Origin of the sequence: Streptomyces sp. P3, from assembly GCF_003032475.1 — a bacterium.
Classification (GTDB): Bacteria; Actinomycetota; Actinomycetes; order Streptomycetales; family Streptomycetaceae; genus Streptomyces.
Genome location: NZ_CP028369.1, coordinates 4727018 through 4746491 on the forward strand (window position 1 = coordinate 4727018; position 19474 = coordinate 4746491).

Genomic DNA, 19474 nt, shown 5'->3' on the forward strand with positions numbered 1-19474 from the left:
TCGTACCGGCGGTCGCTGCAGCGGCCGGTTGCCGGGAGGCGGCACGAGGCGGCACGAGCCGGCGCGTGCGCCGCGAGGTGTCCGACGGCGGTCGGGGGTTCCGACGGCCGTGCGGAGGTGTCAGGCGGCCCGCTCCGCGCGAGCGGGTCGCCTTCCTGCGGCGGGCCGCTCCGGCCGGTTCACGCGGCCGGGTTCGTGCCCTCCTGCTCTGCTTCCACGCGGGCGTTCCACTCTCGCTTCGCGGCCTGCCAGCCGTCCTCGTTGTGACCGAGCCGCCAGTAGCCGGAGATCGACAGGTCCTCACGCGGGATCTGCAGCTCGACGCGCAGCATTCTGCGCAGCTCCTTCACACAGGCCGCCTCGCCGTGCACGAACGCGTGCGGGCGGCCCGCGGGGAACTCCAGCGCCCGTACGGCCTCGACGAGTTTCTCGCCGACCGGCCGGTCACCGCGGTGCAGCCAGACGACCTCGACGTCGGAGTCGATCTTCTGCTCCTCCTCGGGGCCGGTCACCTCGATGAAGGCGTGGGCGACGACGCCGGCCGGCAGCGACTCCAGGGTGGCCGCGATGGCGGGCAGGGCGCTCTCGTCGCCGGCCAGCAGATGCCAGTCGGCGGAGGTGTCGGGGGCGTACGCGCCGCCGGGGCCGAGGAAACGGACGGTCTCGCCCGGCCGGACGCGCGCGGCCCACGGCCCGGCCAGGCCCTCGTCACCGTGGATGACGAAGTCGAGGGTCAGTTCCCGGTGTTCGGCGTCCCAGTGGCGCACCGTGTACGTCCGGGTCACGGGCCACTGGTCGCGGGGGAACTCGGCCCGGATGCGCTCCAGGTCGAAGGGTTCCGGGTAGGAGACGCCCTCGGGGCCGAAGAGGAGTTTGACGTAGTGGTCGGTGCAGGCTCCCGTGGCGAACTCCGCGAGGCCCTCTCCGCCGAGCACGACGCGCTGCATGTGCGGGGTGAGCCGTTCGGTGCGGACGACCTGCGCGACGTGGGGCTTGCGCGGCTTCCGTGCCGGACGTTCTGCCATGACGGCCTCCCAGTCATCCTCGCTTAGGTAAGCCTAAGTTAGCATCTCTCCCCGGTTGACGTCCTCAGGGTCGAGAGTCCGGTTCACCTCTCTTCCCGAGGACGGCCCGTCAAGCTCGGCGGGATGTTGCCCGATGCGGGACGACGCCCTACGCGCGCCGTGCGCCCAGCGTCGTCAGCAGCCGCTGCAGCGAGCCCCCGAGACCCCAGCGCGCCGCCAGCGCCTCCAGCATCTCCCCGTCCCGCGGCGCGTCGGGGAGGGCGGTGCTCACCTCGGGCAGCGGCACGTCGTCGGCGACCCTGACCACCTTGGGCGCGACGGCGACGTACGGCCGCGACTCGTCCAGCCGCCTGCGCTGAGACGGCGTCAGCTTTGCCTTCGGGTCGTCGACCGCCGCCATGATCCCGGCCAGATCGCCGAACTCCGCCAGCAGCTTGGCCGCGGTCTTCTCCCCGATGCCCGGCACCCCCGGCAGTCCGTCGCTCGGGTCGCCGCGCAGCAGCGCCAGATCCGGGTACCCGCGCCCGTCGACCCCGTACTTCTCGCGCAGCCACGCCTCGTCCGTCAACTGCAGCGAGGCGACCCCCTTCAGCGGGTACAGGACCCGCACCCCGCGCGCGTCGTCCACGAGTTGGTAGAGGTCGCGGTCGCCGGTGACGATGTCGACCGGGCCCTTCGCCCGCCCGGTGAAGGTGCCGATCACGTCGTCCGCCTCGTACCCGGCGACGCCCACGCGTGCGATGCCGAGCGCGTCCAGGACCGCCTCGATGATCGGCACCTGGGGCGAGAGGGTGTCCGGCACCTCCTCCTCGTCCGGCCCGCTCCCGCGTTCCTCGGCGACGCGGTGCGCCTTGTAGGAGGGGATGAGGTCGACCCGCCACCGAGGGCGCCAGTCGGCGTCCATGCAGGCGACCAGGTCGTCCGGCCGGTGGTCCTTCACCAGCCGGTCGATGAACTCCAGCAGCCCGCGCACCGCGTTCACGGGGGTGCCGTCCGGAGCCCGCACGGAGTCCGGGACGCCGAAGTAGGCGCGGAAGTACAACGAGGCGGTGTCGAGAAGCATCAGTCGTCCGGTCACGCCACGCATCATGCCGCACGGGCGTCCCGCCGACCGCCGACGCTCATGGCGGGCGTCGACCGGGTCGGCATGCCGGCCTGTCGGCGGTCCTCGCCCGGCTCGCAGACGGCCCGGGGCGTCCTCGGGCCGTCCGCCGGCACCGCCGAGGCCGCCACGCCGCCTCGGAGCAGGACGCGGTGCGCACCTGGCCGAAGGAAATCCCGGCCTGGTCGACATGCGGGGACCGGTGGCCGGTCCGGGGCCGGAGAACCGGGCGGCGCGGTGACCTGACAACACCGCGACCGTCCCTCGCCAGGGGCGGGCCCCCGTACGGGCTTCACGGCGGTCGCGGGGGCCCTCCCTCGTGTCGTGGTCGTGCCATGGTGGTGGAGCGGTCGAGGCGCGGGCCGAGGCCCGTCCACAGCCTGGATCCGGCCAACCACAGAGCGCTACGCTCAGCCCCGGACCGGCTCTCCCCGAGGCCGAGGACGAGCGGGAACACAGGCGGCCGTCCGCGCATTGAACCGGTAGACCGCGGGGCGGGCCTCCCGCAGCGGTCCGCGCGGTCCCCGCCGGCTGGCGTGAACCGTGAGGTCGGATGTCACGCCGGGTGGCGCCGATGTGACAGCCCCGTGAAACGGTTTGCCGAACATGCGTAGGGTGCAGAGAACTCATCAGAGGACGTGTCCGAGGACACACGGCGCCGACGAGCGAAGGAGGGAGCCGGAGCGATGGGCGACCACAAAGAACAGCCCCTGCGGGTCGGTGCGGCCGTGCGGCGCCGCCGCCGCTCCCTGGAGCTCACCCTCGCCGTCGTGGCCCAGCGCAGCGGCCTCTCCGTCCCGTTCCTGAGCCAGATCGAGAACGACCGGGCGCGGCCCAGCACCAGCTCCCTGGAGAAGGTCGCCGACGCCCTGCGCACCACCGCCGTGGAACTCCTCGCCGCCGCCGACCCGGCGTGCAGCGTCGACGTCGTCCGCGCCGAGATCGCCGAGCCGGGCGCGGACGCCCGGCCGGAGCCGGAGCCGCGCTCGCGCTCCCTGGTCCGCGGGCACCACCAGATGCACGCCTCCGAGTTCACCGGCGACCATGACGCGGGCCGCGAGTTCCAGCACCGCAACGACCAGCTGATGTACGTCGCCGACGGTGCGGTGGAGATCGAGGCGGAGGGGCGCGCCTACCGGCTGGGCCGCGGCGACACCCTGTATCTCACCGGCGGGGTCCGCCACCGCTGGCGGGCGACCGTGCCGGACACCCGCGTGGTCGTCGTCGCGGTGGCCGAGCACATCGAGGCGGTACGCGACCGGGACCGGGGCCGGAAGCGATAGTGCGGGTCGTCTCGCTGGTGCCGTCGCTCACCGAGGCGGTGGCCGTGTCCGCGCCCGGCGTCCTGGTCGGCGCCACCGACTGGTGCTCGCACCCGGCCGGCCTGGACGTCGCCCGCATCGGCGGCACCAAGAACCCCGACGTGGGACGCGTCCTCGCGCTCACCCCCGACCTCGTGATCGCCAACGAGGAGGAGAACCGCGGGCCGGACCTCGAGGCACTGCGCGCGGCGGGCCTCGAGGTGCTGGTGACGGAGGTCCGCGACCTCGAGCAGGCCTTCCGGGAGCTCTCGCGGGTGCTCCGGGCGTGCGGAGGACCCGCGCGACCGGAATGGCTCGCCGAGGCGGAGGACGCGTGGGCCGCGCCCGGGCCGCTCGTCCGCCGGACGGCCGTCGTGCCGGTGTGGCGCCGGCCGTGGACGGTGCTGGGCCGCGACACCTTCGCCGGGGACGTGCTGGCCCGCCTGGGCGTCCACCAGGTGTACTCCGGGCACCCCGAGCGCTACCCGAGGACGGCCCTCGAGGACCTGCTCGCCGCCGGCCCGGACCTGGTCGTCCTGCCGGACGAGCCCTACCGCTTCACCGCCGACGACGGGCCGGAGGCCTTTCCGGGCCTGCCCTGCGCGCTGGTCAGCGGACGGCACCTGACGTGGTACGGGCCGTCACTGGCCGAGGCCCCGCGGGTGCTGGGCGGGGCGCTGCGAGCAGCTCTCCGCTGAGCAGCCCGCGGACGGTGTGCGCCGCGGCCACGCCCCAGGCGGCCACCAGGGCGACGTACAGCGCGCAGGCGAGCGCGCCGTAGACGGCGAGCCCGGTGTGCCGGGCCAGCGCCGCGGCCCCGGTCACACAGGTGCCGACCGGGAAGGTGAACGCCCACCACGTCATCGCGAAGCCCATCCCGTGCCGGCGGGCGCGCACCACGTGCGCGGCGGCCAGACAGAGCCAGAGCAGTGCGAACCCCATGACGGGTACCCCGTACAGCACGGCGAACACGGCGAGACCGCGGGCGTCCGGGCCGGACAGGACCCCCGGAGCGACCTCCGCGAACCTTCCGACGGCCGTGGTGGACTGCCCGAGCGGGCCGAGCACCAGGAACAGGGTCGGCGTCAGGACGAGCGGCAGCGGTCCGCCCGTCACCAGCCGCGCGAACACCAGCGGCAGCATGACGAAGGTGGCGAGCAGACTCAGCCCGAACAGCGCGACGCACGTGAGCAGCAGGGTCTCCCGGGGCTGCCCGGCCGGCAGATGCGGCGCCAGCGACGGGCCCACCGCGGCGGACACCATGGGCGCGACCAGCGGCAGCAACCACACCGGCGTGGCCTGGGAGGCCTCCACCCGGTGGCGCACGGCCATCAGATACGGGACGGCGACGGCGGCCGCGAGCGCGACGGCTGTGCCCGCGGTGAACAGCACGGCGTCGAGGACGACCGCGGCCGGGGCGCCGATCCAGTCCCGGCCGCCGGTGAGCGCGCCGCCCCCGACGGCGAGCAGGGCCATCGCGAGGCAGCCGTAGAAGGGGGCCGTCGCCGGGTCGAGGAGATGGGCGCGGGCCTGGTCGCGGTGGTGGCGCCAGTGCAGCGCGCGGGCGGTGAGCAGGCCCAGCAGAAGCACCAGGGAGAGCGCCCAGAACGCCGCGCACAGCGGCCGCAGCCCCGGCGGCCGGACGGGAAGCGCGGCGCCCGCCGTGCCGAGGATCGCGGTGCCCATCACCGTGGAGTACCACTGCGGTCCGAGGTGACGGACGGCTCCGGCGCGCGGACGGGAAAGGGCGGACAGGGGCTGGGCGGCGGTGACCATGACTCCACGGTCGCCCGGCCGGGCAGCCGCCACCAGGGACGATGACGCTATGGGGGCATAAACTGGGCTTATGGGGAGTGCGGCGGGTGCGCGGGACACGCAGGAACAGGGGCCCGGCGGCGGGGGTTCGATCGCCCACCGCGTCCCGGACCTGGGCGCGTTGGAACTGCTGCTGGCGGTGGCCCGGCTGGGCAGCCTCGGCGCGGCCGCGCGCGAGCTGGGCATCACCCAGCCGGCCGCGAGCAGCCGGATCCGGTCCATGGAACGTCAGTTGGGCGTGGCCCTGGTGGACCGGTCGCCCCGTGGCTCCCGACTGACGGACGCGGGTGCGCTGGTGACGGACTGGGCGCGGCGGATCGTCGAGGCGGCGGAGGCCTTCGACGCGGGCGCGCAGGCGCTGCGCGACCGCCGCGACTCGCGGCTGCGGGTGGCGGCCAGCATGACCATCGCCGAGTATCTGCTGCCCGGCTGGCTGCTCGCGCTGCGCGCGGGCCGGCCGGACACCGCGGTCTCGCTGCTCGCCGGCAACTCGGCGGCCGTCGCCGAGCGGCTGCTGGCCGGGGAGGCGGATCTGGGCTTCGTGGAGGGCCTCACGCTCCCGCCCGGCCTGGACTGCGCCGTGATAGCCCACGACCGCCTCATCGTGGTCGTGGCGCCCGCGCACCCGTGGGCCCGCCGCCGGCGCCCGCTGCCCGCCGCCGAACTGGCGACGACACCGCTGATCCTGCGCGAGAAGGGCTCCGGGACCCGTCAGGTCCTCGACACGGCCCTCGGCGGCCTGGCCCGCCCGCTGATCGAGCTCTCCTCGACGACGGCGGTCAAGGCGGCCGTGGTGAGCGGGGCGGGGCCGGCCGTCCTCTCCGAACTCGCGGTCGGTGAGGAACTGGCGCTGCGCCGGCTCGTCGGCATCCCGGTCGAGGGGGTCTCCCTGGCCCGGGACCTCAGGGCCGTCTGGCCGACGGGTCACCGCCCCACCGGCCCGGCCCGCGAACTGCTGTCCCTCACGCGAGGCTGACGCCCGCGGCGACGTGACGCGCGCGTGCGAGGCGCCCGGGGGCAGGACATCCGGTGCGGGACATCCGCGTGCGGGACGTCGGTGGACGGGACGCCATGCGTGAGTCGCGCGATCCGTCACCGGACGTGAGGCGGGCCGGGGCGAAGTTGTGCGCGCGGCCGGCGGGCCTCAGCCGGCGGGGCGGGACGCGGCCGTCACGAGGGCGCGCACGACCCGCAGGTCCTCGCCCATCTCCGGATGCCACTGCACCCCGAGTACCCACCCGGCGGAGGGCAGTTCGACGGCCTCCACGGTGCCGTCGGCCGCGTGGGCCGACGGCACGAGGCCCGTGCCGAGACGGTCCACCGCCTGGTGGTGGTAGGTCGGCACGAGGGCCTGCGCGTCGGCGATCCTGCCGTACAGGCTGTCCGGCACCGGCTCGACCGGGTGGCGGCCGAAGACGCCCTCGGTCTCGGCGTGCCCGTCGAGGTGCTGGATCAGCGTGCCGCCGAGCGCGACGTTCAGCAGCTGCATGCCCCGGCAGATGCCCAGCAGCGGGACGTCCGCCGCCAGCGCCGCCCCGATCAGGGCCAGCTCCCACGCGTCCCGCTCGGGCGACGGAGGCCCGGTGCGCGGATCGCGCTCGGCCCCGTAGCGGGCCGGATCGACGTCCGGGCCGCCCGCGACGACCAGGCCGTCGAGGCGGGCCACCACCGTCGCCGCGTGTTCGGGCGCGTCCGGCGGAAGCATCACGGCCAGCCCGCCGGCCCGCTGGACGAGCCTCGGATAGGCCGCGGGCAGCAGCGCCGCCTCCATCTCCCACACCCGCCAGCGCGTGTCGGACTCCAGATAGGTGCTGACGCCGATCAGCGGTCTCCCGCCCGGCCCGCCCGGCCCCTCCGGCGACCTCGCGCCGTGACCCGTCACCGTCATACGTACTCCCGGTCGACCTTCAATGGACACCCACCGAACCTTTGCTCACCGTCCGGCGCGCTTCAGGTCAGGAAGCCCCTGAGCAGCGCCGCCGTCCCCGCGCAGTGCTCCCGCATGATCTCCCGCGCGCCGTCCGCGTCCCTGTCCAGCACCGCCTCCACCAGCGCGGTGTGCTGACGCTGCGAGTGTTCCAGGTTGCGCACGAGCAGCGGGATGCAGTCGAGCAGGTCGTTCACCGTGGCCCGCACGGCCGCGTACTGCGCCGTCAGCGAGGGCGAGCCGCACAGCTCGGCGAGGGTCAGGTGGAGCATCGTGTCGAGTCGACGGTAGTCGGCCGGCGGCGCGTTCCCGGTGGCGGCGAGGGCCTCGCGCAGCCGGCGACCCTGCTCGTCCGTCAGGCCGTGCGACGCGCACAGCCCCGCCGCGCCCGACTCCAGCACCTCGCGGAACCGCAGGACGTCCTCGACGTCGGTCCTCGCGATCCGCCGCCGCAGCTCGTCCTCGCCGCCGGCGTTCGCGCGCGGCAGCACGAACGTTCCGCCGTACCGGCCCCGGCGGGACTCGACCAGCCCCTGGTCCTGGAGGACCTTCAGCACCTCGCGCAGCGTCACCCGGCTGATCCCGAGCCGTTCCGCCAGCTCCCGCTCGGCCGGCAGCCGTTCGCCCCCCGGTACCAGACCCAGCCGTACGACCTGCAGGATCTGCTCCAGCGCCTCCTCGAAGCCGTTTCCGGCCCGCACCGGCCGCAGCACCGGCGTCAGCCGGTCGTCCGGTCCGCCGTCAGCGTCCACCGACATCAGGCCGCGCCCCCTTCCCAAGCAATGGTTCTGCGCAATACCTTATGGCTCCCGGCCCGCCCGAAGAAGACGAGGGAGCCGGGGAAGCCGAAGGAGGCCCTTCCCGTGGCAGACCGCACACCCCCGCTCGGCGTCGAGGAGCTGCGCGCCCTCGTGGCGAGCGGTGAGATCGACACCGTCGTCCTCGCCTTCCCCGACATGCAGGGGCGGCTCCAGGGCAAACGGTTCGCCGCCGGATTCTTCCTCGACGAGGTGCTCCGGCACGGCACCGAGGGCTGCAACTACCTCCTCGCCGTAGACACCGAGATGAACACCGTCGACGGGTACGCCATGTCCTCGTGGGAGCGCGGCTACGGTGACTTCGCGATGCATCCCGACCTGGCCACCCTGCGCCGCGTGCCCTGGAACGCCGGCACCGCGATGCTGGTCGCCGACCTCGCCTGGAACGACGGCTCGCCGGTGGTGGCCGCCCCGCGCCAGATCCTGCGCCGCCAGCTGGAGCGCCTCGCCGAGCACGGCTTCACCGCCCAGGTCGGCACCGAGCTGGAGTTCATCGTCTTCAAGGACAGTTACGAGGCGGCCTGGGACGCGGACTACCGCGGGCTCACCCCGGCCAACCAGTACAACATCGACTACTCGGTCCTCGGCACCGGCCGCATCGAGCCGCTGCTGCGCCGCATCCGCAACGAGATGGCCGGCGCCGGCCTCACCGTGGAGTCCGCCAAGGGCGAGTGCAACCCCGGCCAGCACGAGATCGTGTTCCGTTACGACGAGGCCCTGATCACCTGCGACCAGCACGCGATCTACAAGACCGGCGCCAAGGAGATCGCCGCCCAGGAAGGCGTCTCCCTCACCTTCATGGCCAAGTACAACGAGCGCGAGGGCAACTCCTGCCACATCCACCTCTCGCTGACCGACACGGACGGCGTGAACGTGATGGCCGGCACGGCCGACGACCCGGACGGCATGTCCGAGGTCATGCGGCACTTCCTCGCCGGGCAGCTGGCCGCCCTGCGCGACTTCTCCCTCCTCTACGCCCCCAACATCAACTCCTACAAGCGGTTCCAGCCGGGCTCCTTCGCCCCGACCGCCGTCGCCTGGGGGCACGACAACCGCACCTGCGCGCTGCGCGTCGTCGGCCACGGCCGGTCGACCCGCTTCGAGAACCGCCTGCCCGGCGGCGACGTCAACCCGCACCTCGCCGTCGCCGGTCTGGTCGCGGCCGGGCTGTACGGCATCGAGCACAAGCTGGAACTGCCCGAGGCCTGCGCGGGCAACGCCTACGCCGGCGACTACGCGCACGTCCCCACCACGCTCCGCGAGGCCGCCGAGCTCTGGTCGGCGAGCCCGATCGCCCTGGCCGCCTTCGGCGAGGAGGTCGTCGCCCACTACCGCAACATGGCACGCGTCGAGCTCGACGCCTTCGACGCCGCGGTCACCGACTGGGAGCTGCGCCGCTCCTTCGAACGTCTGTGAAAGGTCCCTCCTTGTCCCACCCGCACGAGCAGTCCCCGCACGAGCTGATCGTGCTCAACCCGGCCACCGAGGAGGTCGTCGCCGTCGTCCCGGCCGCCGACGCGGCCGACGTGGACCGCGCGGTCGCCCGGGCCGGCGCCGCGCAGACCGCCTGGGCCGCGGCGGCCCCCGCCGACCGCGCCCGGCTGCTGCGCCGCTTCGCCGACGTGGTCGACACGCACGTCGAGGAACTGGCGCTGCTCGAGGTACGCGAGGCCGGCCACCTCCTCGGCAACGCCCGCTGGGAGGCCGGCAACGCCCGCGACCTGCTGCTGTACGCGGCGGGCGGCGTCGAACGGCTCCTGGGCAGCCAGATCCCCGTGTCCGGCGGCTGGAACGTCACCTTCCACGAACCGCTCGGCGTGGTCGGCGTGATCGCCCCCTGGAACTTCCCCATGCCGATCGCCGCGTGGGGCGCCTTCCCGGCCCTCGCGGCGGGCAACGCGGTCGTCCTCAAGCCCGCCGAGACCACCCCGCTCACCGCCCTGCGGCTGGCCGAACTCGCCCTGGAGGCAGGCCTGCCCGAGCATCTCTTCCAGGTGCTGCCGGGCCACGGCGCGGTCGCCGGACGGGCGCTCGTCGACCACCCCGACGTCGCGAAGATCGTGTTCACCGGCTCCACCCGCACCGGCCGCGAGGTCATGGAGCGCTGCGCCCGGCAGGTCAAGCCGGTCACCCTGGAGCTCGGCGGCAAGAGCCCGAACATCGTGTTCGCCGACGCCGACCTGGGGACCGCCGTCGACCCGTACTCCTTCCTCGACAACTCCGGCCAGGACTGCTGCGCCCGCACCCGGATCCTCGTCCAGCAGTCGGTGTACGACGAGGTCGCCGACCACCTGGCACGGGAGCTGGCCGCCGTGGTGGTGGGCGACCCGGCCGACGAGGCGAGTCGGATGGGACCGCTGATCTCCCGTCAGCAGGTGGACCGCGTACGGTCGTTCGTGCCGGACGGCGCGCAGGCACTGCGCGGCAGCGCCCCCGACGGCCCCGGATTCTGGTTCCCGCCGACCGTGCTCACCGGCGAACGGCCCGACTCCGCGGCCGCCCGCGAGGAAATCTTCGGACCCGTCGCCGTGCTGCTGCCCTTCACCGACGAGGCGGACGCGGTCCGGCTCGCCAACGACACCCCCTACGGCCTCTCCGGCTCCGTCTGGACCCGCGACGTCGGCCGGGCGCTGCGCGTCTCGCGGGCCGTGCGCGCCGGGAACCTGTCCGTCAACTCCCACTCCAGCGTCCGCTACTGGACCCCGTTCGGCGGCTACAAGCAGTCCGGCGTCGGCCGTGAGCTGGGCCCGGACGCCCTGACCGCCTTCACCGAAACCAAGAACGTCTTCATCAGCACGGAGGGCCCCGCACAGTGACGTCATCCACCCCCCTGCCCGACGAGAACATCTGCCGCCGCCTGGTCGGCCGCACGGCCGTCGTCACCGGCGCCGGCAGCGGCATCGGCCTCGCCGCGGCGCGCCGGCTCGCCTCCGAGGGCGCGCACGTCGTCTGCGGCGACGTCGACGAGACCCGCGGCAAGGCGGCCGCCGAGGAGGTCGGCGGAATCTTCGTGAAGGTCGACGTCACCGACCCCGAGCAGGTCGAGGCGCTGTTCCGGGCGGCCTACGACACGTACGGCAGCGTGGACGTCGCCTTCAACAACGCGGGCATCTCCCCGCCCGACGACGACTCCATCCTGGAGACCGGCCTGGAGGCCTGGAAGCGCGTCCAGGAGGTCAACCTGACCTCCGTCTACCTGTGCTGCAAGGCCGCCATCCCCTACATGCGCCGACAGGGTCGCGGCTCGATCATCAACACGGCGTCCTTCGTGGCGCGGATGGGCGCGGCGACCTCGCAGATCTCGTACACGGCGTCCAAGGGCGGCGTCCTCGCCATGTCCCGCGAACTCGGCGTGCAGTTCGCCCGGGAGGGCATCCGCGTGAACGCCCTGTGCCCCGGGCCGGTCAACACCCCGCTGCTGCAGGAGCTGTTCGCCAAGGACCCCGAGCGGGCCGCCCGCCGCCTCGTCCACATCCCCGTCGGCCGGTTCGCCGAGGCCGAGGAGATCGCCGCCGCCGTCGCCTTCCTGGCCAGCGACGACTCCTCGTTCGTCAACGCCACCGACTTCCTGGTGGACGGCGGGATCTCCGGGGCCTACGTGACCCCCCTGTAGGACCCCGGCGGCCCGGGGCGTCGGTCAGAGGAACGTGTGACCCTCGCCCCGGTAGGTCGGCACGGTCGCCGTCACGGCGTCCCCCTCCACGAGATGCAGCACGTCGAACCGTTCGCACAGCTCGCCTGCCTTCGCGTGCCGGAACCACACCTTGTCGCCGATCAGCAGATCGTCGGCGGGGGAGCCGAGCAGCGGCGTCTGCACCTCGCCGGGGCCCTCCTGGGGGTCGTAACGCAGGCCCTCGGGGAGGTACGGCACCGGGAGCCGGTCGGGCCCGGCCGCCCCCGAGGCCGGGTAGCCGCCGCCGAGGACGGTCACCACCCCGACGCCGGGCCTGCGCACGACGGGCAGGGCGAACAGCGCGGCCGGACGCCCGCTGAACGACGTGTAGTTGTCGAAGAGCCGCGGCACGTACAGCCCGGACCCGGCCGCGATCTCGGTGACCGCGTCCTCCGCGGCGGTGTGCTGCACACTGCCGGTGCCGCCGCCGTTGACGTACTCCAGGTCCGGCACGACGGCCCGCACCGCGCGCACCACGGCCGCCCGCCGCTCGGCGATCTCCCGGCGGGCGGTGGCCTGCATCAGCCGGATCGCCCGGGACCGCAGGGGCCGTCCGGCGACGGCGTCGCCGACCCCGGCGATATGCCCCTCGTACGCCATGATCCCCACCAGCCGGAAGCCGGGCCGCCGGGCCACCGCCCGCGCCACGTCGGCGACCTGGGCGGGGGAGTGCAGCGGCGAGCGCAGGGCGCCTACCCGGAACCGGCCGCCGAGCAGCTTCAGCGAGGTGTCCAACTCCAGGCAGACGCGGATGACTTCACTGCCGCCGGCCCGTGCCGCGTCGATGAGGTCGAGCTGCGCGACATCGTCGACCATGACGGTGACGGCGGCGGCGAGCTTGGGATCGGCGGCCAACTCGGCGTAGGCGCCGCGGTCGGCCGACGGGTACGCGAGGAGGATGTCCTCGAAACCCGAGCGGGCCAGCCACAGCGACTCGGCGAGGGTGAACGACATGATCCCCGCGAAGCCGTCCTTCGCCAGGACGCGTTCCAGCAGCGTCCGGCAGCGCACGGACTTGCTCGCGACCCGGATCGGCTTGCCGCCGGCCCGGCGGACCAAATCCTCGGCGTTCGCGTCGAAGGAGTCCAGGTCCACAAGGGCGAGCGGGGCGTCGAGATGGGCGGTGGCCCGGTCGTACCGGGCCCGGTCGGCGGCGCGCGCAGTCATGAAGGAAGCCTGCCAGACAGGATTACCGCAGGGTAGGGGGACGTTCCGGGCTAATGCCCCGGGCGCCTCGGACCGGTTCCCGTTCGACCGGCGACAAGCCGTAGAGTGACGCGCACGTACGGAGGAACGGCTCCGGCCGGACAGTCGCGCCGGGATGCCGGTCCGCCCGCGCGGGTATGCCTGTCCGCGACGGCGACCGGGTCGCGTCGGCTCGCCAGGGCACGGATCGACGGCCCGCGTACGAGAACGACGGCCCGGGGACGAGGAAACGGGGGGCGCATGAGCACGGAAGCACGCCGCGCCTCGGTCCCCCCGCACCCGGACGTGCCTCCCCACCCCGGCGTCCCGCCGCGCCCGAGCGCCCCGCCCCGCCCGGCCCAGCCGCCCGCCCCCGCCCCCGCCCCGGCGGACGCCCCCGACGCGGCGGACCCAGCGACCGTCCGCGCGAGGACCGCCCGCCCCACCGGCCCCGGCCGGCCGGCGCAGGAGCCCCCGCACCGCCCGGCACCCGACCGTGCGGAACGCGAAGCCGCGCCACGCGCGACGCCCGACCCGGCCGCACGGCAGCAGTCCGCGCACCGGGCGGCGTCCGGCCCCGGGGCGCCGGCCGCCCAGGACACCGGCACGGCGGAGGAGGGCGGCGTGCCCGCCTCAGCGGACACCGCGCCCCCCGGCCCCCGCTTCACCACCCTGCGGGCCCCGCACACGGACGCCATGACCCCGCCCCCGCCCCCCGCGTCGGCCCGCTTCCCGGACACCCCGCCCTCGCCGATCCGCCCCGCGCGGCCCCCGCGGGGTGACGACACCGCGGTACCCGCGCCGACCGACGAGCGCCCGCCCGCCGTCCCGCGTCCCGCCCCGCCCCACGACTTCCGCCGCGCCGTACGCCCGGCGAGGCCCGCGCCCCGCCCCGCGGACGGCCGGAACACCACCGACGCGGCCGCCTCACGTCCTTTCACCACGGGCTTCTTCCGCCCCACCGCCCCGGCCCCCCGCCCCGCGAACCCGGACGCCCCCGGCCCCGCGGTCGCCGAGCCCCCGCGTCCCACGTCCGGGGGGACTCGGCCCCCCACGGGCGGTGAGCCCCCGCGTTCCCCGGCCGCGGGTACCACTCCCGCCGCCCCCGTCGACGGACCGGACGCGGCCGGCCGGGCGTCCCGTCCGGCCGCCGGCCGTACCGTCGGCACGGACCCGTTCCGGCCCTTCGACCCGGCCCCTCGGTCCACCGGGCCGGACGACGCCTCCCGGACCACCCCGCCGGCTCCCGCGCGCCCGGCCGACCGCGACGCCCGGCGCGCCTCGGACCAGCAGGGTCCACGCCCCGCCTCCGCCCCAGCCGACCGGGACGACCCGCGCCCCGCAGGTCCCGAGGGCACCCGTTCCGCCGCCGGCGCCGCGAGCGTGCACACGTCCGACCGCGCCTGGACGCCGCTGCCCCGTGACTGGGTGCCCGCGCCCGAGGCGGCCGGCACCGGCACGCGCGGCGGCTTCCCGAAGGCCGCGCAGCCGGACGACGGACCGGCGTGGAGTCCCGCCGCGGCCCTGCGGCAACCCGACTTCGCCGCGCCGCACCCGGCCGCGCCCCCCGCCCCGCCCGGGCCCCCCTCGTCCTCCGCGCCGGAGGCTCCGCGGCGGCCCGAGGCCGCCCCCGACGCGGCGGGCGGACCCGACCCGTCGCTCTCCTGGAGCGCTCCGATGTCCCCGGGCGGCGGCCACGGCGCACGGCGGCCCGTGGTGACGTTCGGGCGGCCCGAGGGATACCGAGACACCCCCTGGATCCTCGGCAAACGGGGACGCACCGCCGCGGCCGCGGCCTGCGCCGTTCTCGGGCTCGGCCTCATCGGCGGTGCCCTGACCGGCAGTTGGCTCGTCGGCGGCTCGGGGGACGACGCCGATCGCAGCGCCTACGTCACCGCCGGCGGCCTGTGGCACAACGTCCCCGTCGACCAGCTGTTCCCGCCCACGGTGGACGGGCAGGGCGCCGGTCCCGGCGGCGCCGACCGCGCCTGGACGCGGATCGCCGTCGCCCCGGACGGCGGCTGCGCCGACGCCTTCGACCCGCTGCTGCTGAAGGTCCTCGCCCCGGTCGGCTGTGAGCGGCTGCTGCGAGCGACCTACACCGACGCCACCCAGAGCTATGTGACCACCGTCGGCCTGCTGTTCACCACGGCCGACGCACCCGCCATGCGCTCCCTCGACGCCCGCGTCACCAAGGAGGGCCTGGCGAAGCGGGCCGATCTGATGCCCCGTCCGTACGCCGCGAAGGGCACCGTGGCCGCCGCGTTCGGCGACAGACAGCGCGCCGCGTGGACGATCTCCGTCCTGACGGACGCGCCGGTCGTCGTCTACGCAGTCTCCGGCTGGGCCGACGGCCGCACCGTGGACACCCCGCAGCCCGCGCCCGCGGCCACCGCGACCGGCGCCACGACCGCCCCCGCCCAGGCGGGACTCGGCAACGAGGCACAGGGCCTCGCCGACCGCATCGAACGCGGTCTGCGCAAGACCGTCGTCACGCCGTCCTCGGAGCAGCCCTCATGAGCCGACGCACCACCGCCCGCCGGGCCGGACTCCTCAGTTGCCTGCTCGCCTGCTCCGTCGCGTTCCTGCCGGCCGCCCAGGCCCACGCCGACGGCATCCGCGCCCAGCAGTGGGCCCTGACCGCCCTGCACACCGAGCAGGCCTGGCAGACCACCAAGGGCAAGGGCGTCACGGTCGCCGTCCTGGACACCGGCGTCGAGGCCGACCACCCCGACCTCGCCGGCAACGTCCTCACCGGCAAGGACCTGGTCGGCTTCGGCGCCGCGCCCGGCGACCGCGCCTGGGCCCGTCACGGCACCGCCATGGCCAGCATCATCGCCGGTCACGGACACGGCTACGGCGACGACGACGGAGTGCTCGGCATCGCGCCGGAGGCGAAGATCCTCCCCGTCCGCGTGATCCTCGAGGACGGCGACCCGCAGCGCGCCAAGGCCCGCAACACCCGCGGCAACGCCCTCGCCGAGGGCATCCGCTGGGCCGCCGACCAGGGCGCCGACGTCATCAACCTCTCCCTGGGCGACGACTCCGCCTCCGCGCATCCCGAACCCGCCGAGGACGAGGCCGTCCAGTACGCGCTGAAGAAGGGCTCGGTCGTCGTCGCCTCCGCCGGCAACGGCGGCGAGAAGGGCGACCACATCTCGTACCCGGCCGCCTACCCGGGCGTCATCGCCGCGACCGCCGTCGACCGCTACGGCACCCGCGCGTCCTTCTCCACCCGCCGCTGGTACGCCACGGTCAGCGCTCCCGGCGTCGACGTCGTCATCGCCGACCCGGACCACAAGTACTACCAGGGCTGGGGGACCAGCGCGGCCTCCGCGTTCGTCTCCGGGGCGGTGGCGCTCGTCAAGGCCGCCCATCCCGGTCTGACCCCCGCGCAGATCAAGAAGCTCCTGGAGGACACCGCCCGCAACGCCCCGAACGGCGGCCGCGACGACTCCCGCGGCTACGGCTTCATCGACCCGGCCGCAGCGATCAGGACCGCCGGCCGCCTCGAACCCGCGGGCCTGCAGTCCGCGGCCTACGGCGAGCGGTACTTCGGCTCCGGACCGGACGAGCCGAGGACGGACCACGCCACGTCGAGCTGGGCAGGGCTGCTCGCGGGCGGCGCCGGAGGCGTGCTGCTGGTGACGGCGGTCCTGCTGTGGCGCGGCCGCCGCGAGCGCGACCCGAACGAGCCCTACGAGGCCGTCGTCTAGCCGGACGCCGTCCGCCGGCCGGAGCGGCGCCACCCGCCGCCGCGGCCCCGGCACACCCCCCGGCACGGCTACCCGGCCGCGGAAGAGGAGTCGGACACGGCCGGCGCCGAGGCCGTCGGCGACGACCGGGACGTCGGTCCCGCGGCGTCGCCGCCCGCGACGACCGCCACCGCCGTCCTCGCCACCGTCTCCACCAGGGAGATCCCCGCGGCCTGCGTCGCGTTGCCGTTCGACAGCACGGACACCAGGTAGTCGCGGCCGTCGGCGGTCACCCGGCCGATGCTGTCGACGTCCCACAGTCCGGTCGTGCTGCGGGGCAGCCAGCCGTTCTTCAGCGCCCACGAGGAGCCGTCGGCCGCGGCCGAGACGCCCCACCGCTGGCCCACGGCGATCCGCCCCATCAGGCCCCGCAGATACGTCCGCGACGCCTGGCCCAGTTCCGACGTGTCACCGAACACCTGCTGCAGCAGAGTGAGTTGGTCGGCGGCCGTGGTCTGCGTCAGTCCCCACAGCATGCCCTCGCCGCCCGCGGTGTCCGTCATCCCGAACCGCTCGTTCGCCGCGTCGAGTCCTTCGGCCTTCCCGATGGTCCGCCACAGTGCCGACGCCGAGTCGTTGTCGCTGTTCTCGATCATCGCGACGGCGTGCGTCTTCTCGGCCGCGGTGAGATGACGGTCCGCGTCCTGCGCCTGCAGCAGCAGAGCCGCCAGGATGTCCACCTTCACGATGCTCGCCGTGTCGAAGGCGCCCCCGCCGTACACGGCGGCGGCCCCGGAGTCCACGGCGAGCACCGCCACGGACACTGCGGCCTCGCCCGGCACGGTCACCGACGCCATCGCCGACGCCAGCACCGCGTCGTAGTCCTCCTCCGGCACCGTCAGGGCCCCCTCTCCGTCTCCCGGTCCGGACGCCGGGACGGACGGCGTCGTCGCAGTGCACGACGATACGGCTCCGGTGCGCGGGTGCGCCTGCGTCTTCACACGGACGGTCCCGCCCGCCGTCGCCCCGAGGACGGCTGCCGCGGCGAGCGCGACCCGCGAGCAACGGACGACGCCGGGAGGGGCGAGCGCGGCGACGGCGACGTGCTCCGGAGGAGTCCATGCCCGCGATGCCGGAGGCGGCACCGTGTGGATCGTCGGGCGGACGCGAGAGCCGGCTCAGCGGAGACCGGGAATCCCGTGAAAGCGGTCACCCCCGCGTTCCCGGCCCGGCACGAGGGCGACGGCATCCCCCCGATAGGGTCGACGACCGTGGCGAACAAGAACATTCCCGACCCCGGCTTCTCCGACGACGACGGCTCCGCCGACCCGCGACTGAGCGCGGCGCTGGCCGCCTGGGCCGAGGACCGCACCGCCGTGGGACCGGTGCTGGAGGCCCTCAGGGGCGCCCGGCTCCTGGTGCCCGTGGTGGCCGTTCTGGGCGAGGTGGAGGAGGACGAGAACGGGCTGCGCCGCGAGAAGACCAGCGACATGGCCGTGCCGACCCTGAAGGCCGGCTCCCGCACCGCCCTGCCCGCCTTCACCTCCACCGACACCCTCGCCCGCTGGGACCCCGGGGCCCGCCCGGTGGCCGTCCCCCTGCACCAGGCGCTGCGGGCGGTCGCGCACGAGAAGGCGGACACGCTCGTCCTCGACCTGGCCGGACCGGTGCCCTTCGAGCTGACCGGACCGGCGCTCCTGGCGCTCGCCGAGGGCCGCACCTCCACCGACCCGCTCGACGACCCGGCGGTCGTCGCCGCGGTCCGGGCCGCCGTCGCCGCCGGACCGGAGGTCGTCCGCGCCCATCTCGGGCCGGGCGGGGCGGACGGCATCCTCGCCCTCGTCCTCGACCCGTCGGCCGATCCGGCCGAGGCCGCCCGGGCGGTGGCCCGGCGGCTGGCCGCCGACGAGACGCTGAGGGCCCGCCTGGTGCGAGGCCTCGACCTGGCACTGCTGCCGGCCGGTTCCACGCCTTCGGGCGAGCCCCTGTACGTCCGCGGATGACCCGTCTGCGGATGACCCGTCCGCCGAGGAGCCGTCCGGGAGGAGCGGTCCACCGACGGGCCGTTCGCCGACGAGCCGTCCGCGCAGGAGCCGTCGCTGCACGGAGTCGTCCCCGCACGAGCCGTCCGCCTGCGCGAGGTCCGCGCGGACAGAGCGCTCCGCGCCCCTGGTGTTCCGGAGGCCGGCCCGTCCGTGCCCGGACGGTCTGCGGCTCAGCCGTAGACCGGGCCCGTGTACTTCTCGCCCGGGCCCTGCCCCGGCTCGTCCGGCACGACCGACGCCTCGCGGAACGCCAGCTGCAGCGACTTCAGGCCGTCGCGCAGCGGCGCGGCGTGGAAGGAGCTGATCTCGGTCGTGCTCGCGTCCAGCAGCCCGGCGAGCGCGGTGACCAGCTTGCGGGCCTCGTCCAGGTCCTTGTAGGTGTCGCCCTCCTCGGTCAGCCCGAGTTTCACGGCTGCGGCGCTCATCAGGTTCACGGCGACCGTCACGATCACCTCGACGGCGGGGACCTCGGCGATGTCGCGGGTCATCTCGTCGAAGTCGGGGGAGCCGGCCGCATCGCCGGGGGAGGTGTCACTCATGCCCCACACGATAGGACCCGCCGCACGCCCTCTTGACAGCAGGAGGCGGGCGGCGGCTGATTAGCGCCCGCCTGCCCGAGCTGCTAATCTCGTGTAACGACCGGTCGGACACGCGTGCCATCCAGCAGGCGGACCCGGCCCACAAGTGGAGGCTCCGAACTCCCACCCGATCGTTCCCCGAGGACGGCGGGTCACCCCGGTCAGGCGGTCCCCATCGTTCCGTACGGACGATGGAATCGCCCGGTAGTGCGCCCCGCGATCCTCGCGGCGGTGCTCCGGTAGTGCTTGGAGCCCCGCATGTGATCGTTCGGGGCATTTTTTGTGCGTCGACGTGGTTGAAAACATATCG

The 19474-nt window shown here is 74.9% G+C and carries 16 protein-coding genes and 1 pseudogene; 9 read left to right on the top strand and 8 right to left on the bottom strand.

Translation table 11 applies throughout. The features are described from left to right. Window positions 1-179: 179 nt before the first annotated feature. Window positions 180-1025, bottom strand: coding sequence for a siderophore-interacting protein (locus tag C6376_RS21275; RefSeq protein WP_107444894.1), 846 nt, complete (start codon window positions 1023-1025; stop codon window positions 180-182). A gap of 148 nt (window positions 1026-1173) precedes the next feature. Further along, entirely contained in the window at window positions 1174-2115 is a 942-nt protein-coding gene (locus C6376_RS21280) for a 5'-3' exonuclease (RefSeq protein WP_107444895.1), read from the bottom strand. Window positions 2116-2813: 698 nt separating this feature from the next. Between C6376_RS21280 and C6376_RS21285 the strand changes: the two genes are divergently transcribed. After that, window positions 2814-3410: a helix-turn-helix domain-containing protein gene (locus tag C6376_RS21285; RefSeq protein ID WP_107444896.1), complete on the top strand. Its 597-nt coding sequence runs from the start codon at window positions 2814-2816 to the stop codon at window positions 3408-3410. Next, window positions 3410-4126, top strand: coding sequence for a helical backbone metal receptor (locus tag C6376_RS21290; protein ID WP_107444897.1), 717 nt, complete (start codon window positions 3410-3412; stop codon window positions 4124-4126). The genes C6376_RS21285 and C6376_RS21290 overlap by 1 nt, the downstream gene beginning before the upstream one ends. On the opposite strand, the gene C6376_RS21295 is transcribed toward C6376_RS21290, so the two are convergent. After that, entirely contained in the window at window positions 4038-5204 is a 1167-nt protein-coding gene (locus C6376_RS21295) for a TDT family transporter (RefSeq protein WP_107444898.1), read from the bottom strand. The genes C6376_RS21290 and C6376_RS21295 overlap by 89 nt on opposite strands. 70 nt (window positions 5205-5274) lie before the next feature. On the opposite strand from C6376_RS21295, the gene C6376_RS21300 reads away from it, so the two are divergent. Then, window positions 5275-6219 (top strand): LysR family transcriptional regulator, encoded by a 945-nt coding sequence (locus C6376_RS21300; protein ID WP_107444899.1) that lies wholly within the window; start codon window positions 5275-5277, stop codon window positions 6217-6219. Between the two features lie 168 nt (window positions 6220-6387). On the opposite strand, the gene C6376_RS21305 is transcribed toward C6376_RS21300, so the two are convergent. Both C6376_RS21305 and C6376_RS21310 read right to left on the bottom strand, forming a co-directional pair. Further along, window positions 6388-7131 (bottom strand): gamma-glutamyl-gamma-aminobutyrate hydrolase family protein, encoded by a 744-nt coding sequence (locus C6376_RS21305; protein ID WP_107444900.1) that lies wholly within the window; start codon window positions 7129-7131, stop codon window positions 6388-6390. Window positions 7132-7193: 62 nt separating this feature from the next. Further along, on the bottom strand, window positions 7194-7928 hold the full coding sequence (locus tag C6376_RS21310) for a FadR/GntR family transcriptional regulator (protein WP_107444901.1): 735 nt from the start codon (window positions 7926-7928) through the stop codon (window positions 7194-7196). A 105-nt stretch (window positions 7929-8033) separates the two neighbouring features. Here C6376_RS21310 and C6376_RS21315 point away from each other — a divergent pair, with 105 nt between their 5' ends. The 3 genes from C6376_RS21315 to C6376_RS21325 are packed head-to-tail and all read left to right on the top strand — an operon-like array spanning window position 8034 to window position 11601. Beyond that, window positions 8034-9404, top strand: a complete 1371-nt coding sequence (locus C6376_RS21315; RefSeq protein WP_107444902.1) for a glutamine synthetase family protein — start codon at window positions 8034-8036, stop codon at window positions 9402-9404. 11 nt (window positions 9405-9415) lie between these two features. Further along, window positions 9416-10804 carry an aldehyde dehydrogenase gene (locus C6376_RS21320; protein ID WP_107444903.1) on the top strand — a complete coding sequence of 463 codons (1389 nt, stop codon included), beginning with the start codon at window positions 9416-9418 and terminating at the stop codon, window positions 10802-10804. A 14-nt stretch (window positions 10805-10818) separates the two neighbouring features. Next, a complete protein-coding gene (locus tag C6376_RS21325) occupies window positions 10819-11601 on the top strand; it encodes a 3-oxoacyl-ACP reductase (protein ID WP_107449089.1) in 783 nt (260 codons plus the stop codon). Between the two features lie 24 nt (window positions 11602-11625). Here the strand turns inward: C6376_RS21325 and C6376_RS21330 are convergent, their stop codons facing one another. Beyond that, entirely contained in the window at window positions 11626-12828 is a 1203-nt protein-coding gene (locus C6376_RS21330; RefSeq protein ID WP_107444904.1) for an amino acid deaminase/aldolase, read from the bottom strand. Window positions 12829-13107: 279 nt separating this feature from the next. On the opposite strand from C6376_RS21330, the gene C6376_RS45340 reads away from it, so the two are divergent. Both C6376_RS45340 and mycP read left to right on the top strand, forming a co-directional pair. Further along, on the top strand, window positions 13108-15366 hold the full coding sequence (locus C6376_RS45340) for a hypothetical protein (RefSeq protein ID WP_254076004.1): 2259 nt from the start codon (window positions 13108-13110) through the stop codon (window positions 15364-15366). Next, window positions 15363-16562 carry a type VII secretion-associated serine protease mycosin gene (gene mycP, locus C6376_RS21345; RefSeq protein ID WP_107444906.1) on the top strand — a complete coding sequence of 400 codons (1200 nt, stop codon included), beginning with the start codon at window positions 15363-15365 and terminating at the stop codon, window positions 16560-16562. The genes C6376_RS45340 and mycP overlap by 4 nt, the downstream gene beginning before the upstream one ends. 68 nt (window positions 16563-16630) lie before the next feature. Here mycP and C6376_RS21350 read toward each other — a convergent pair. After that, window positions 16631-17663, bottom strand: a pseudogene (locus C6376_RS21350) (serine hydrolase). Window positions 17664-17812: 149 nt separating this feature from the next. On the opposite strand from C6376_RS21350, the gene C6376_RS21355 reads away from it, so the two are divergent. Continuing rightward, entirely contained in the window at window positions 17813-18544 is a 732-nt protein-coding gene (locus tag C6376_RS21355) for an SseB family protein (protein WP_107449091.1), read from the top strand. Between the two features lie 212 nt (window positions 18545-18756). Here C6376_RS21355 and C6376_RS21360 read toward each other — a convergent pair whose 3' ends face one another. Continuing rightward, complete coding sequence (locus C6376_RS21360; protein WP_107444907.1) at window positions 18757-19125, bottom strand: DUF1844 domain-containing protein; 369 nt, start codon at window positions 19123-19125, stop codon at window positions 18757-18759. Between the last annotated feature and the right edge of the window lie 349 nt (window positions 19126-19474).

What these genes read in the sequence shown, in the direction of transcription:
- C6376_RS21275 (WP_107444894.1), bottom strand. Translation starts at nt 1,025, where the DNA reads ATGGCAGAACGTCCGGCACGGAAGCCGCGCAAGCCCCACGTCGCGCAG.
- C6376_RS21280 (WP_107444895.1), bottom strand. Translation starts at nt 2,115, where the DNA reads ATGATGCGTGGCGTGACCGGACGACTGATGCTTCTCGACACCGCCTCG.
- C6376_RS21285 (WP_107444896.1), top strand. Translation starts at nt 2,814, where the DNA reads ATGGGCGACCACAAAGAACAGCCCCTGCGGGTCGGTGCGGCCGTGCGG.
- C6376_RS21295 (WP_107444898.1), bottom strand. Translation starts at nt 5,204, where the DNA reads ATGGTCACCGCCGCCCAGCCCCTGTCCGCCCTTTCCCGTCCGCGCGCC.
- C6376_RS21300 (WP_107444899.1), top strand. Translation starts at nt 5,275, where the DNA reads ATGGGGAGTGCGGCGGGTGCGCGGGACACGCAGGAACAGGGGCCCGGC.
- C6376_RS21305 (WP_107444900.1), bottom strand. Translation starts at nt 7,131, where the DNA reads ATGACGGTGACGGGTCACGGCGCGAGGTCGCCGGAGGGGCCGGGCGGG.
- C6376_RS21310 (WP_107444901.1), bottom strand. Translation starts at nt 7,928, where the DNA reads ATGTCGGTGGACGCTGACGGCGGACCGGACGACCGGCTGACGCCGGTG.
- C6376_RS21330 (WP_107444904.1), bottom strand. Translation starts at nt 12,828, where the DNA reads ATGACTGCGCGCGCCGCCGACCGGGCCCGGTACGACCGGGCCACCGCC.
- C6376_RS45340 (WP_254076004.1), top strand. Translation starts at nt 13,108, where the DNA reads ATGAGCACGGAAGCACGCCGCGCCTCGGTCCCCCCGCACCCGGACGTG.
- mycP (WP_107444906.1), top strand. Translation starts at nt 15,363, where the DNA reads ATGAGCCGACGCACCACCGCCCGCCGGGCCGGACTCCTCAGTTGCCTG.
- C6376_RS21360 (WP_107444907.1), bottom strand. Translation starts at nt 19,125, where the DNA reads ATGAGTGACACCTCCCCCGGCGATGCGGCCGGCTCCCCCGACTTCGAC.